11 protein-coding genes are annotated in these 13,238 nt (G+C 66.2%); 4 read left to right on the plus strand and 7 right to left on the minus strand.

Going from position 1 to position 13,238, the window contains the following annotated elements; translation table 11 throughout:
• Positions 1-85 precede the first annotated feature (85 nt).
• Both EH209_RS03990 and katG read right to left on the minus strand, forming a co-directional pair.
• A complete protein-coding gene (locus tag EH209_RS03990; RefSeq protein WP_126661644.1) occupies positions 86-550 on the minus strand; it encodes an SRPBCC domain-containing protein in 465 nt (154 codons plus the stop codon).
• A gap of 196 nt (positions 551-746) precedes the next feature.
• Positions 747-2,918: a catalase/peroxidase HPI gene (gene katG, locus EH209_RS03995; protein WP_126661645.1), complete on the minus strand. Its 2,172-nt coding sequence runs from the start codon at positions 2,916-2,918 to the stop codon at positions 747-749.
• Between the two features lie 240 nt (positions 2,919-3,158).
• On the opposite strand from katG, the gene EH209_RS04000 reads away from it, so the two are divergent.
• Entirely contained in the window at positions 3,159-4,190 is a 1,032-nt protein-coding gene (locus EH209_RS04000) for an amidohydrolase family protein (protein WP_126661646.1), read from the plus strand.
• Between the two features lie 121 nt (positions 4,191-4,311).
• Positions 4,312-4,791, plus strand: a complete 480-nt coding sequence (locus EH209_RS04005; RefSeq protein ID WP_126661647.1) for a universal stress protein — start codon at positions 4,312-4,314, stop codon at positions 4,789-4,791.
• 10 nt (positions 4,792-4,801) lie between these two features.
• Here the strand turns inward: EH209_RS04005 and EH209_RS04010 are convergent, their stop codons facing one another.
• Positions 4,802-5,740, minus strand: coding sequence for a biotin--[acetyl-CoA-carboxylase] ligase (locus tag EH209_RS04010; protein WP_126661648.1), 939 nt, complete (start codon positions 5,738-5,740; stop codon positions 4,802-4,804).
• A 589-nt stretch (positions 5,741-6,329) separates the two neighbouring features.
• Here EH209_RS04010 and EH209_RS04015 point away from each other — a divergent pair.
• Positions 6,330-7,040, plus strand: coding sequence for a helix-turn-helix domain-containing protein (locus tag EH209_RS04015; protein WP_249038744.1), 711 nt, complete (start codon positions 6,330-6,332; stop codon positions 7,038-7,040).
• Positions 7,041-7,061: 21 nt separating this feature from the next.
• Here EH209_RS04015 and EH209_RS04020 read toward each other — a convergent pair whose 3' ends face one another.
• Together EH209_RS04020 and EH209_RS04025 are read right to left on the minus strand one after the other, a co-directional pair.
• On the minus strand, positions 7,062-8,057 hold the full coding sequence (locus EH209_RS04020) for a tyrosine--tRNA ligase (protein ID WP_126661649.1): 996 nt from the start codon (positions 8,055-8,057) through the stop codon (positions 7,062-7,064).
• A 193-nt stretch (positions 8,058-8,250) separates the two neighbouring features.
• A complete protein-coding gene (locus EH209_RS04025) occupies positions 8,251-8,538 on the minus strand; it encodes a HalOD1 output domain-containing protein (RefSeq protein WP_126661650.1) in 288 nt (95 codons plus the stop codon).
• 116 nt (positions 8,539-8,654) lie between these two features.
• On the opposite strand from EH209_RS04025, the gene EH209_RS04030 reads away from it, so the two are divergent.
• Positions 8,655-9,311 (plus strand): hypothetical protein, encoded by a 657-nt coding sequence (locus EH209_RS04030; RefSeq protein ID WP_126661651.1) that lies wholly within the window; start codon positions 8,655-8,657, stop codon positions 9,309-9,311.
• Positions 9,312-9,347: 36 nt separating this feature from the next.
• Here the strand turns inward: EH209_RS04030 and EH209_RS04035 are convergent, their stop codons facing one another.
• Positions 9,348-10,127 (minus strand): 4-phosphopantoate--beta-alanine ligase, encoded by a 780-nt coding sequence (locus tag EH209_RS04035; RefSeq protein ID WP_126661652.1) that lies wholly within the window; start codon positions 10,125-10,127, stop codon positions 9,348-9,350.
• 185 nt (positions 10,128-10,312) lie between these two features.
• Positions 10,313-13,222 (minus strand): DUF1508 domain-containing protein, encoded by a 2,910-nt coding sequence (locus EH209_RS04040; protein ID WP_126661653.1) that lies wholly within the window; start codon positions 13,220-13,222, stop codon positions 10,313-10,315.
• Between the last annotated feature and the right edge of the window lie 16 nt (positions 13,223-13,238).

Below are 13,238 nucleotides of genomic sequence, written 5' to 3' on the forward strand. Positions count from 1 at the left end.
TAACTATCGGACAACAATCTGCTCGCGATGCCGGGCGCGAGGGCCGACCGAACTTCTGAACACCGGCCCCGTATTACTGATCCCATCACGTGGCGGCGGCGATTCGACGCTCCGCCCGTTCCTTGATAGCCGCGTTCATCGCCGCGAACCCCTTCTCGAGGGACTCTCGATCGAATAACAGCGGAACGAGCGCGCCGCGGAACGTCTCGCGGTGGAGCAGCCGCGTCCGGTCGCCGTCGGCCACGGGCTCGAGGCGGACCTCGTGGTAGCCGTCGAAGGCGAAGGGAACGACCAGTCGACCGACCCACGCGAGGCGGCGGTTCTCCTCGACGACAACGACCTCGGGCTCGAACGTCATCCCGCGGGCGCCCGGCGGCTCGATCCGCACTCGGAGGCGTTTGCCCGGCGTCGGGTCGCCCTCGATTGCCCGAACGAACGGGTTCCACTCCGGGTAGCGCTCGAACTCGAGGAGGACGTCCCAGACGACGTCGGGCGGCGCGTCGATCTCCTCGAACAGTTCGATCTCCTCGAAGACGTCGAATTCGGTCATGCGAAGATGTGGCGCGCCGACGCGCTATGCCCCTGTCGCCGTCGCTGGCCGGGTCGATCCCGTCGTCCCGCTTCTTCAAGCGGAGTTCGACGACCCGTACCTCGCGTTCGACTCAGGAGGGACTATTTCCCGAAACCGGCGACGCTGGGATCGTTAGCACCGGTCACCTGAGACGACGAGTCCGTTTCAGCCGGACTCACTCGAGGTCGAAGCGATCGAGCGTCATCACTTTCTTCCAGGCGTCTACGAAGTCACGGACGAATTCTTCCTCGCCGTCGTCGGCGCCGTAGGCGTCCGCAAGCGCTCGAAGCCGAGCGTTCGAGCCGAAGATGAGGTCGAAGCGGGTGGCTTCCCACTCGACATCGCCGCCGTCGCGCTCGCGGATCTCGAAGCGTTCGCCGTCCTCCGAGATCGGCTCCCAATCGTACTCCATATCGAGCAGGTTCGCGAAGAAATCGTTCGTCAGGACGCCGGGGTCGTCGGTAAAGGCGCTGCGACCGGACTCCCCGTAGGTCGCACCCAACGAACGCATGCCACCGGCCAGCACCGTCATCTCGGGTACCGACAGGGTCAGGAGGTGCGCGTGGTCTACCAGCCGCTCCTCGGGCGAGTCGTACAGGTCGTCGTACTCGCCGCCGAGATAGTTCCGGAAGCCGTCGGCCTTCGGCTCGAGCGCCTCGAAGGAGTCGACGTCGGTCTGCTCCTGTGAGGCGTCCGTGCGGCCCGGTTCGAACGGAATCTCGATATCGTAGCCGGCATCGGCCGCTGCCTGTTCGACGGCCACGTTGCCCCCCAGCACGATCAGGTCGGCCAGCGAAACCGTCACGTCGTCGGAGCGGGTGCGGTTGAACTCGGACCGAATCTCCTCGTAGGTCTCGAGTACCGTCTCCAGTTTCGCGGGCTCGTTGACCTCCCAGTTTCGCTGTGGTTCGAGGCGGATCCGCGCGCCGTTCGCGCCGCCGCGTTTGTCGCTCTCGCGGTAGGTCGACGCCGACGCCCACGCGGTCTTGACCAGTTGCGGGATCGAGAGGTCAGAATCGAGGATCTCCGCCTCGAGTTCGTCGATCTCGTCCTCACCGACCAGTTCGCGGTCGACGTCGGGGACGGGATCCTGCCAGATCATCGTCTCCTCGGGGACCTCCGGCCCGAGGTACCGCTCGGGCGGCCCCATGTCGCGGTGGAGGAGCTTGAACCACGCCTTCGCGAACGACTCCCGAAACTCGTTGGGGTTCTCCCGGAAGCGTTCCAGCACCTCTCGGAAGTCGGGGTCGTGTTTCAGGGCGACGTCCGTCGTCAGCATCATCGGCAGTTGGGTCTCCGACGAGTCCTGTGCGTCCGGCGCGGGCTCGACCTCGTCTTCGTCTTTCGCCCGCCACTGCCACGCACCGCCGGGCCCCTTGTGAGGCTCCCACTCGTAATCGAGCAGGTTGTCGACGTACCCCGTGTCCCACTGGATCGGCGTGGCGTTCCACGGCCCTTCGATACCGCTCGAGATGACGTCGAGCCCGCCGATCTTGTCCTCGCTGCCTTCGTGTTGCCAGCCGAGGCCCTGCAGATCGACGGGGGCCGCTTCGGGTTCGGGTCCGAGGTTCTTGTCGGGGTCGTCGGCGCCGTGGACCTTCCCGAAGGTGTGGCCGCCGGCGATGAGCGCTACGGTCTCCTCGTCGGTCATCGCCATGCGTTGGAACTCCTCGCGGATGTTCTTCGCGGAGCCCTCGAGGTCCGGTTCGCCGTACGGCCCCTCGGGGTTCACGTAGATGAGCCCCATCACAGTGTTCGCGAGCGGGTCCTTGAGGTCGCCGACGTCTTCCCCCTCGCGGAAGCGCTCGGGCGAGGTCGTCTCCCACTCCGTTTCGGGACCCCACTCGACGGCCTCGTTGGACTTGAATGCGTCCTCACGGCCGCCGGCGAAGCCGTACGTCTCGAAGCCCATCGACTCGAGGGCGACGTTCCCGGCGAGGACCATCAGGTCGGCCCACGAGAGCTTGCGTCCGTACTTCCGCTTGACCGGCTGAAGCAGCCGGCGGGCCTTATCGAGGTTGACGTTGTCCGGCCAACTGCTCTCCGGCGGGAGGCGTTGGAGGCCGCCGGACGCGCCGGCCCGACCGTCGAGCGTGCGATACGTCCCCGCGCTGTGCCACGCCATCCGGATGAAAAGCGGGCCGTAGTGGCCGTAGTCGGCCGGCCACCACTCCTGAGAGGTCGTCATCACGTCCTCGATGTCCGCTTTCACCGCCTCGTAATCGAGTTGCTGGAACGCCTCCGCGTAGTCGAAGTCCTCACCGTACGGACTGGCGTCCACGGTGTTATCGTCGAGAATGTCTACTCTCAGCAGATCCGGCCACCAGTCTTGGTTGGACCAAGTCACGAATAACAGAACCGAATCTACCCCCTTAATACTATTTTCTACATGATATTTTGAATTTCTTTGTTACGTTTCAACTTGGCCCGAACCAACGATCGGAATGGAGACGAGAAATCTTCTTCTGAGCCGTACTAACGGCGGAAACGGGACGTTCCCGGAACCGAACAGTCGGGTTCAGTTCCCGTTCACGGTCGAGTCGGCCGACCCCGAATCGTTGAAGGCGCGCGATACGAACACGTGCCTATGGAACGAACGGGAACGATCCTCCGAGGTCGCGAGTTCGAGCCCATCGAGGGCCGCGTCGTGATCGGCGACGACGGCCGGATCGAGGCGATCGAAGAGACCACCGTCGAGAGCGAGGACATCATCCTGCCGGCGTTCGTCAACGCCCACACGCACATCGGCGACTCGATTGCGAAGGAAGCGGGCGGCGGACTCTCCCTCGAGGAACTCGTCGCGCCGCCGGACGGGCTGAAACACCGTTTGTTGCGACAGGCGTCCCAAGAGGAACTCGCCGCTGCAATGCGTCGCTCGCTGCAGTTCATGCAGAAATCGGGCACCACGGCCTGCCTCGAGTTCCGCGAGGGCGGCGTCGAGGGCGTCGAGACGCTCGAACGGGCCGCTGACGGCCTCGAGATCGATCCGATCGCCTTCGCCCGCGGCTCGATCGACGCGATGCACGCGGGCGACGGGTTCGGCGCGAGCGGCGCTAACGACGCCAATTTCGACACCGAACGCGAGGCGACCCGCGAGGCGGGCAAACCCTTCGGGATCCACGCCGGCGAGGTCGACGAAACCGACATCGATCCCGCGCTGGACCTCGAACCGGAGTTTCTGGTCCACATGGTCCACCCCGAACCGGACCACCTGGACCGGGTCGCCGAACAGGAGGTCCCGATCGTCGTCTGTCCGCGGTCGAACCTCGTGACCGACGTCGGGCTGTCGCCGTACGCGGAACTGAGCGAGCGGACGACGCTCGCGCTCGGCACGGACAACGTGATGCTCAACTCGCCGTCGATGTTCCGGGAGATGGAGTTCCTCGCCAAGCTGTCGGAGCTGTCGGCTACCGAAATCCTCCGGATAGCCACAATCAACGGGGCCGAGATCGCCGACCTCGAGTACGGACTCGTCGAACCGGGCAGGGAGGCCCGGCTGCTGGTCCTCGACGGCGACTCGCACAACCTCGCGGGGGCGCGAGATCCGGTCCGGGCCGTGGTCCGACGGGCCGGCGTCGACGACGTCCGCGAGGTCGTCTTCGGTTCCGCGACCGTCTGATTCGTTCCTCGTCGTCTCTTGCGGCTCTTGTCCGTCGCCCGCGGCTATCACCTCACGTGACCGTCCGGCTGGACCACGACAACGCTATTATAGTAGTATGTTGTATGTTAGCATAATTCGCATGTACGACTGTATTCTCGTTCCGACCGACGGCTCGCCGGAGGTGGAACATGCTCTCGAGTATGCGTTCGATCTGGCCCGGGCTCACGATGCCACGGTGCGAGCGATCTACGTCGTCAACGTCGCCGGCTACGGGGGCCTCCCGATGGAGACCGCACTGGAGGGCGTCGCTGAAGCCCTCCACGAGGAGGGAAAGCGAGCGATCAGTCGGGTCGAGGACCTCGCGCCGGACGACGTTGACGTCGAGACGGAGATCTTCGAGGGATCGCCGAGCCGCATCATCGTCGATCAGGCCCAGCCGGGGGAGTGCGACCTCGTCGTCATGGGAACGCACGGCCGGGCCGGCATCGACCGACTCCTGCTCGGCAGCGTCACCGAACGCGTCGTCCGCCGCGCGCCGGTACCGGTGCTGGCGGTCCACGTCGACCCGACCGACGACGAGGGGACCCGCCGGGATCGAAAACGCGTCGCCGTCGAGTAATCGGCCGTTCTCAGACCGGTCGCAAGTGTTCGCAGTCTCCCGCCGAGACCGTCTGCCGCCCGTCGTCCGTCTCGATTACGAGCGCCCCGGAGTCGGTGATATCGACCGCCTCGCCGACAACCTCGCCTGCGGGCCGATCGACCCTGACGCGCTGGCCTAGCGTCAGCGCAAGGTCGCGCCACGCCGGCACGACGGTCTCGAGGTCGCTCCGGTAGTCGTCGAACTCCTCGAGCAGCCGCTGGACGAACCGTCGGCGGTCGACGTCGCCCGCCTCGTCGCGGATGCTCGTTGCCCCCTCCGGCAGCGCGTCGGCGTCTACGTTGGCGTTAACGCCGATTCCAGGAACGATCCAGTCGACACGGTCCGTCTCGCCTTCCATCTCGGTGAGGATGCCCGCGAGTTTCCGGTAGTCGCCGTCGTCTCCGACCGGGACGACCACGTCGTTCGGCCACTTGATCCGCGCGTCGACGCCAGCCTCGCGGGCCGCTCGAGCGATCGCGACCGCGGCCGCGAGCGTGTACAGCGGCGCCTTCGCGGGCGTGATCGTCGGCCGCGAGACGACGCTCACCCAGACGCCGCCCGGGGGCGACGACCACTCACGATCGAGCCGGCCGCGACTGCCGATCTGCTCGTTGGCCAGCACGGCCACGTCGGCGGCGCCCTCCGCGGCGAGTTCGCGCGCGCGATTGTTGGTGCTTCCGATCGTCTCGTGGTACTCGACCGAAAACGGTGCCTCGAGGCCGAACTCGACGGCCGGCCCGGTGTACGCCTCGACGGCGACCAGTTCGTAGCCGGTCGGCCCGCTCTCGATCTCGAACCCGGCGTCGCGGAGGCCGTCGATCTGTTTCCAGACGGCCGCCCGCGAGACGTCCAGCGACTCGGCCAGCTCCGGCCCGGAGACCGGCCCATTGGACAGCGCCTCGAGGATCGCACGTCGCGTCTCGTTCATGGACGCGAGAGGGGCGCGCTCGCACTTCAATCGGCGGGATCGTTGCCGAACGACGGAACGGAACCGTTCGGTCTGCTGGCCGATCCGTAGGCTTTTACCGGCGGTTCACGAAGCCCCGAATAAGCGTGTAATACGCTAGCACAACTCATGAAAATCGGACGCCGCTGCACCACCTGTGGATGCCGAATCGAGGAGCGCGAACTCGTACACTGCGAGACGTGCGGTCAGGAAGTCCACGAGCCGTGCGAGGAGTACCGAACGAGCTTCGAGTGCGATCGATGCGGGGACGAGCCGGCGATCGGCGCGGTGGAGTTCTGACCGCAATTTTTCGCCCCGCGACGGCTACAGCGACCGCTCGGCGATGATGTTCTTTCGGATCTCGCTTATCCCTCCTCGAGGGCCGCCTGCGCGACGCCGATCGTCCTGTTCCCGAGTGGGGTAGAAGAACAGACCACGATTCCCGAGGCCGACGGTCGTCAAATCACCGGTAGACGCGGCGGCGAACGGTACCGAATTCGGTGCCGATCGACGAAAGAAGCCTGCTATGGACTGCGAAAGTGAACAGTACCACGACCGCGAACGTTGAAAGATGATGGGCCGAGGTCAGGGCGAGAACCGCGTCGTCGAAGTCGAGTTCCGCGTCGACGATCCGTCGTATCCGTTCGTCGACGTGTCGCGGACGGCGGACTGCCGGCTCGATCTCGAGGTTCTCTTTCCCCACTCAGACGGCGGGTTCGTCGAGTACTTTACCGTCGAGGACGCCCCGCCGAAGCGAGTACTGAAACCGATCAACGAGACCGACACGGTCGACGCAAACCTCGTCGCTCGGCACGACGACGGCGGGCGAGTACGGCTTCACGTTCGCGACGACTGCGTCGCGATCACCGTCGTCGAGTTCGGGGCGATTCCGCGGACCGTCGAAGCCGAGGGCGGTGACGGGCGGGTCGTCGTGGAGGTCGCTTCGAAGTCGGACGCCGCGGAGCTCGTCGATCGGCTCGAACGGGAGCATCCAACCGTAACCGTCGACGACTGTCGCGATCGGCGGCGATCGACGCCGCTCTTTGCGCGTCACGACTTCACCCAGTCCGTCGTCGAGACGCTCACCGACAGACAACGAGAAGTATTTCTGACGGCCTACATGAACGGCTTCTACGACTGGCCGCGGAAGCACGAGGCCAGCGAACTCGCCGCAAAGCTGGAGATCGCGCCGGCCACCTTCTCACAGCACCTCCGGGCCGCCGAAGGGAAGATCTTCAGTTCGCTCCTCGATACCGATGACGAGAACGTGTTTATCGAGTAAGTCGATCCGCTGTGCGTCTCCTTACTCCCGAAGCTCGCGGAGCTTCTCGCGGCCCGGCGCGATCAGCTCATCGAGGTAGCTCGCCAGCGTCCCCTTCGCGTCGGCGGGGTGGAGTTCGCCGGACTCGAGGTCCGCGGCCAGCGACTCGTAGGTCTCGTAGGTCAGATCGCCGCCGTACTTCTCGGGGCGCTCGACGACGATCTCCTCGAAGCGCGGGAAGACGTGGTACTCGAACAGTTCGAGGACGGGGTTCTCGCGTTCGTTGCCGTCCTCGTCGGGCTCGGGATCGCGGGTCGGCGGACAGTACGCCGAGTTGACCTTCTCCTCTACGTCCTCCGTCGAGTCTTCCATCGAAATGGTGATCCCCTCGCTCGAGGACATCTTCCCCTCGCCGCTGGTGAGGTCGGCGACGATGGGGGTGTGGAGGGCGGGCCGAACCTCGTAGTCGACCTCTGGCAGCTTCTCGCGGGCGAGCATGTGGACCTTGCGCTGGTCGAGTCCGCCGACGGCCAGATCGAGGTCGAGGTACTCGATGTCGAGCGTCTGCATCAACGGGTAGACGAGGTGGCTTACCTTCGCCGTCTCGTCGCCCTGAATCTCGGCCATCGCACGCTGAGCCCGGTTCATCGTCGTCGAGAGCTCGAGTTCGTGGAGATCGAGGGTGTACTCCTCATCGAGCTGGAACTCAGAGCCGTAGACGAACTCCGTCGATTCCTCGTCGAGCCCGTAGGCGATGAACTGGGCCTTCATCTGCTCGGCGGTATCGCGGATCTCCTCGAAGGTGCCCTTCCCGTTGAGGTAGGCATGGACGTCCGCCAGCAGGACGACGACCTCCATGCCGGCCTCCTGGAGGTCGATGAGCTTGTTCGCCGTCAGCAGGTGGCCGAGATGGAGCACGCCGGAGGGCTCGTAACCGACGTAGGCGCGTTTGCCCCCGGGATCGGCGGCCAGTTCGCGCACCTCCTCGTCGGTCACGACCTCCTCGGCGTTCCGGGTGATCAGGTCGTAGGTATCCATTGCTGTCTGTGTGGAATCAGCGGACGGATTTATGCTTTCTTGAACGGTGGTAGTGTACCGGACGATCTCAGGGCGGCGTCGAGACCGTCTCGATCCGGTCCGACCGGTCCCGCGAGAGCGTCGGCGCTCGCGCTCACTCGAGATCGAACTCGTCGCTCCGAGGACGACCGCAATCGCCGGCAGAAGACGGCGGCTACTCCGACGGGTCCCGGATCACGACGGTGCCGTCCTGTCGAACGGTGATTCGGTATCCCTGGTAGGAAAACTCGAGTTTCGCGGCGGCGGCGGGTTCGGGCGGCGACTCGAAGAGGTCGGCGACCAGATCGTCGGCCCGATCGTAGATCGGTGTGAGCTCCATCGCGTCGGTTCCATCGACGTCGGCGACGATCTCGACGAGCCCGATCGCCGGGGCGTCTCGCGAGGTGTCGAGGGTTCGGCGCGTGACGACGTCGTCGTCGGACGGATCGATCGACCCGGGCATCGGTCCTACCGTTGACGAGAATATCCCTAATCGTTTTACCGGCTGTGGCAGGCCCGACCGCGAACGCTGCCGTCCCGAATACACTTCCCGCTGGCTCGCGTACTCCGCCCGATCACATGACGTACAGAGAGGACGCCGTCAACGCCGTGCGCCGGAGTCTCTTGCCGCAGCTCCACTACCTGTTCGCGGGGACGTTCGGCGGTTACGCCATCAGCCACACCACGGCCGACGAGTACGTACTGACGGCCCACTGTTCGGAGGCTCGCCTCGAGTCGATCCTCGACGAACTGGGCTTCTCGCGAAACCCTATCGCGTCGCTGAAGGTCCGATTCGACGGCAACACCTCCGAAGGGTCGTGGGTCTGGCGGCCGTCACCGCTGGCCGACGAGCAACTCCACGTCGTGCTCCACGCGCTCGAGGACGCCGAAAAGGTCGACGTCTACGCCCACTGGGAGTGTTCGTGGATTCGCCACCCCTACAAACACTACGTCGCGCGGGGGTACGACGCCGAAACGGGCGTCGCGATGGCGCGGAAGTGGCTCGTCGACTACGACCGGCGGTGTCTCAACGGCTCCGACGGGATCGAGTACGAGATCGACGACTCGCTGTCGCGGGCGGCCAGCGAGTACCTCTCCCTGTCGTACTACCGCGTCGAGGAGCGCATCGCCGAACTGAAGTCGCGAATTCCCGGCGTCGACGCCGAGCGGAGCTACGTGATCGACCGCGAAGACGCGCGTGACGCCGTCTCACCGCTGATTACGGACCGGTTCTGAGCGCTGGGTACGAACGGACCCGTCTCGAGTCGACCGCTACAGGTCGCCCGATCGAATCCGTTCCTCGGCCTCCTCGAGGGCCGCCTCGCGATCGAATTCCTCGACGATCGCCTCGAGTTCCGACTCGTCGGCGTCGGCCAACTCTCGGGCGTGTGCGGTCACGTTCGGCACGGCGCGGATGATGTTATCGACGATCGGCACGTCGGCGACCTGGGGCGACCGCGAGAGCGGGTTGAGGTCGATCACGATCTCGGTCTTGCCCATCTCGTCTAAGGCCTCGGCGCGGTCGCCGTCCTCGAGCGGGACGAGCACGACGTCGGCCGCGTAGATGCCGTCCTCGTCGACCTTCGCGCGCTGGTGGTCCAAGTTCGGGATGCTCGCGTCGGCCTCGAGGCCCTTCACGTCCTCGGCGCCGTGCTCGCGGAGGTGATCGGCGATCGCCTGAATGCGCTCCTCGGTCCGGTTGAAGAGGTTGACCTCGAGGTCGGCCCCGGTCGCGTCGGCGAGTTCGGCCATCTCGCCGGGGACGAGTGCGGCGACGTTGCCGTTGATCGAGAGCACGGGCCGGTCAGCCAGCAGGAGGTGGGCCGCGGCGGCGCGTTCGGCAGCGTCGGCGCTGGGAATCGTCTCCTCGCCGAGCAAGTAGTCGAAGGCGCTGCCCCGACCCTCGGCGTGCATCCCCTGCAGGTGGGTGATGCCCTTCTCGACGCCCTTCTCGATACGGTGGCGGGTGAGCAGGTCCTGGTATCGCGGATGGTCCTCCGGGATTTCCTCCTCGTGGTCGACCTCCGCGGAGACGGTGTCGTAGTCTGTCACGGTCGGTCACTGGATTCGGTTGATAAAAAACGGTCCGATCCGCCGACTCCTCGCAGCCCGATCGAACCGCGAGGGATCCCGAGCGGAGCACTGCCGTCCGCAGCTCCGATCGCGATCGACGTCGAGCGAAATCGGCGAAAACGAGCGTCGGTCAGCGAGCGGGTCGGCTCGGCGCGGTCAGCGGGTTACTCCGTGAAGGTGATCCAGCCGTCAGGCGCGTGGGCTTTCACGTCGTTCATCGCCTCGCGAGCCTCGGTGCGGTTCTCGTAGGTCTGGGTGCTCTCGGCCATCGTCGTCCCGTACTCGTCGATCAGCTGCCAGACCCAGCCGTCGCCACCCTCGGCGGTGTGGAGTTCGAAGGAGACGCTGTCGATCTCGAGGATGCTCGCCTCGGCGATCAGTTCGCAGACGTCCTCGAGGGCCGCGCGGGCGGCTTCGGTCGACGCGTGCGCTTCGGTGCCGCTCGCGATGGTGCGGCCGTCCTCGTCGATGAGCCGCCACTGCCAGCGGCCGTCCTCGTCGGCGACCAGTTCGAACGAGGCGACGTCGAAGTCGACGCGGCCGGCCATCGGCGCCAGCTGGCGCACGGATTCGATATCGTCGAGCACGGCGGCCTTGGACGCCCCTGCGCCGACCGCGCTCGCGATCACTTCGCGCTCGCGGTCGACGAGTTCCCACGACCAGCCGTCGTCGCGGTCCAGTCGGATCGCGGCGTCCTCGATGGCGAAGATAGGCGCGTCGGCGACGTGGGTCTGCAGCGCTTCGACCCCGCCGACGGCGCCGTCGCGGTCGTCGTAGGTGACCGTCGAGTCGGCGACCTCCTCGCGGTCACGGTCGAGCAGCCGCCAGTGCCAGCCGCCGCTGTCGTAGAGCTGGACGGCGACCTCGCCGATCGCGTGTGTGCGGGCCGACGCGGCCGACTCGCGAACGTCGTCTAAGTCCGCGACGAGTTCGTCCCGGGTGGCGTGGGTTTCCCCGGCCTCCGCGACGGTCTCGCCCGAGGGCAGAACGAAACGCCACTGCCAGTCCTCGTCCGCGTAGGGCTGGAAGATCGCGTCGTCCATCGTCCGGACGTCCGAATCGAGGTGCTCGAGCAGTCGGTTCATCGCCTGGCGGGCGGCGCCGCGGGTGGGGTGGGTCGCGGGATCTTCGGCGACGAGTTTGCCGGCCTCGTCGATGAGCCGCCAGCCCCACTCGTCGTCCTCGTTGACGAACAGTTCGAAGGCGGCGGTCTCGATCTCGAGCAGTTCGGCCTCCGGGGCCTGTTCCTTGAGCGTCATCATCGCTTCGGCGGCCTCGCCGCGGGAGGTGTGTTCCTCCCCGCTGTCGGCCAGCACGTTGCCGTCCTCGTCGATGAGCCGCCAGCGCCACTCGCCGTCGTCGGCCTCGTAGACCTGGAACGCGGCGTGTTCGAACTCGATGAGATCGGCCTCGCTGGCCTGCTGGCGAACGCGCTCGATGGCCTCGGTCGCCGACTCGGCGTCGGGGTGGGGCTCGGTGCTCGCGGCGACGACGTCGCGGTCCTCCGTGACGAGCCGCCAGTTCCAGTCGGGACCGGGCGGCGTCTGGTCCGCCACCTCGTCGAACTCGAGTTCGGTGCCACCGTCGGCCATCGCCTCGTCGACCGCCGCCGGGAGATCGTCACCGTCGTCCGCGGCGGCCGATAGTTCGTTTTCCGCGGGGTAGATCTCGTATTCCGCGTCGTCGATTTCGACGACATCGGCGTCGCGGACGTGGTCGCCGAACCGATCGGCGCCCGCTTCGACGGCCCCGCGGGCCGTCGTCTCGGTCGGACTCCGGGCGACGACGTGTTCGGACTCGTCGACGAGCCGCCAGCGCCACTGCGAGCCCGACTCGTAGCACTCGTAGGTCGGCTCCCCAGCGACCGTGACGGCGGCCGACTCGAGCGCGGGGAGCAGCGCTTCGGCGGCCGCCTCGGCGTCCCGGCGGGAGTCGTAGGCGTCGGAGGCAGTTGCGACGACTTCGTCGCGGTCGTCGACGAACCGCCACGTCCAGTTCCCGGCGCGCTCGACGAGTTCGACGCCGACGTGCTCGACATCGAGCAAGCGAGCCCGGTCGAACCGCTCGGCGAACGTCTGTGCGGCCTCTTCGGCGGCCTCCTGCGTTCGGTGGCCGGTATCGGTCGAGGCCAGCGGCGTTCGCTCGTCGTCGACCAGTTGCCAGTACCACTGGTCGCGCCGTTCCTCATAGGTGAACGCCGCGCCCTCGATTTCGATGACGTCGGCCTCCGGACCGCGGTCCTTGAGGAAGCTGACCGAGTTTTCGGCGCCGTCGCGTTCCTCGAACTCGCCGGTGCTGGCGCCGACGACGCTGCCGTCGTCGCGAGCCAGCGTCCACTGCCAGGTACCGTCGCGATCCTCGTAGAGTCGGAACGCGGAAGTGGTCAGTTCCATCAGCCCCGCGGAGCTGATCTGGGACTGGACGCGCTCGATGCTCTCGGTCGCCTCGGGTCGCGTGACCGCGCTGTCGTTGCTCGCCGCCAGCGCCTCGAGGTGGAGGACGTGCCACTGCCAGTCGCCGTCCTCGTCGCGGAAGACGGCGAACTGGGCACCCTCCATCGCGTCGCCGGTCATGATCTCCGGATCGTCGGTCGCCCCCTCCTCCTCGACGAACATCCCCTTCTGGCCAGTCAGAATGGGAACGAGAGCGGTGACACCCGCGATCAGTCCGATCCCGAGCGTGTAGACGGAGATGACCTGAACGCTGTAGTCGGTTCCCAGATCCCGCCAGTTGTTGGGGTAGGCCCAGCCGAAAAAGACGACGCCGCCGAGTGCGACCAGCAGTCCGAGCGCGCTCGCGTAGATCCCGATCCTGCGCACCGGGAGCATCAAGACGATGCCGAACAGACAGAGCGCTAGCCCCGTCGCCGCGGTGATGCCGGAGATTCTGATCAGGGTGTACGAGCCCGCGCTACCGGCGTAGCCGATGACGTAGGTAAAAATGCCGGCCGCTCCGAGCAGGTAGCCCACGATGAACACCCAGTAGCCGTAGACGTCCTTGCTCGAGTCGGGTTCACCGACGTAGTGTTCGTACAGCCGAAACAAGTTTTGGTGAATTTCACTCGGGGAAGACATTCGGAAACTTGAACAG

Source organism: Haloterrigena salifodinae, assembly GCF_003977755.1.
In the GTDB taxonomy this organism is placed as follows: Archaea; Halobacteriota; Halobacteria; order Halobacteriales; family Natrialbaceae; genus Haloterrigena; species Haloterrigena salifodinae.

Excerpts from the sequence above, each read along its gene's own strand:
- EH209_RS03990 (WP_126661644.1), bottom strand. The coding sequence starts at position 550 with ATGACCGAATTCGACGTCTTCGAGGAGATCGAACTGTTCGAGGAGATC.
- EH209_RS04000 (WP_126661646.1), top strand. The coding sequence starts at position 3,159 with ATGGAACGAACGGGAACGATCCTCCGAGGTCGCGAGTTCGAGCCCATC.
- EH209_RS04005 (WP_126661647.1), top strand. The coding sequence starts at position 4,312 with ATGTACGACTGTATTCTCGTTCCGACCGACGGCTCGCCGGAGGTGGAA.
- EH209_RS04010 (WP_126661648.1), bottom strand. The coding sequence starts at position 5,740 with ATGAACGAGACGCGACGTGCGATCCTCGAGGCGCTGTCCAATGGGCCG.
- EH209_RS04015 (WP_249038744.1), top strand. The coding sequence starts at position 6,330 with ATGATGGGCCGAGGTCAGGGCGAGAACCGCGTCGTCGAAGTCGAGTTC.
- EH209_RS04020 (WP_126661649.1), bottom strand. The coding sequence starts at position 8,057 with ATGGATACCTACGACCTGATCACCCGGAACGCCGAGGAGGTCGTGACC.
- EH209_RS04025 (WP_126661650.1), bottom strand. The coding sequence starts at position 8,538 with ATGCCCGGGTCGATCGATCCGTCCGACGACGACGTCGTCACGCGCCGA.
- EH209_RS04030 (WP_126661651.1), top strand. The coding sequence starts at position 8,655 with ATGACGTACAGAGAGGACGCCGTCAACGCCGTGCGCCGGAGTCTCTTG.
- EH209_RS04040 (WP_126661653.1), bottom strand. The coding sequence starts at position 13,222 with ATGTCTTCCCCGAGTGAAATTCACCAAAACTTGTTTCGGCTGTACGAA.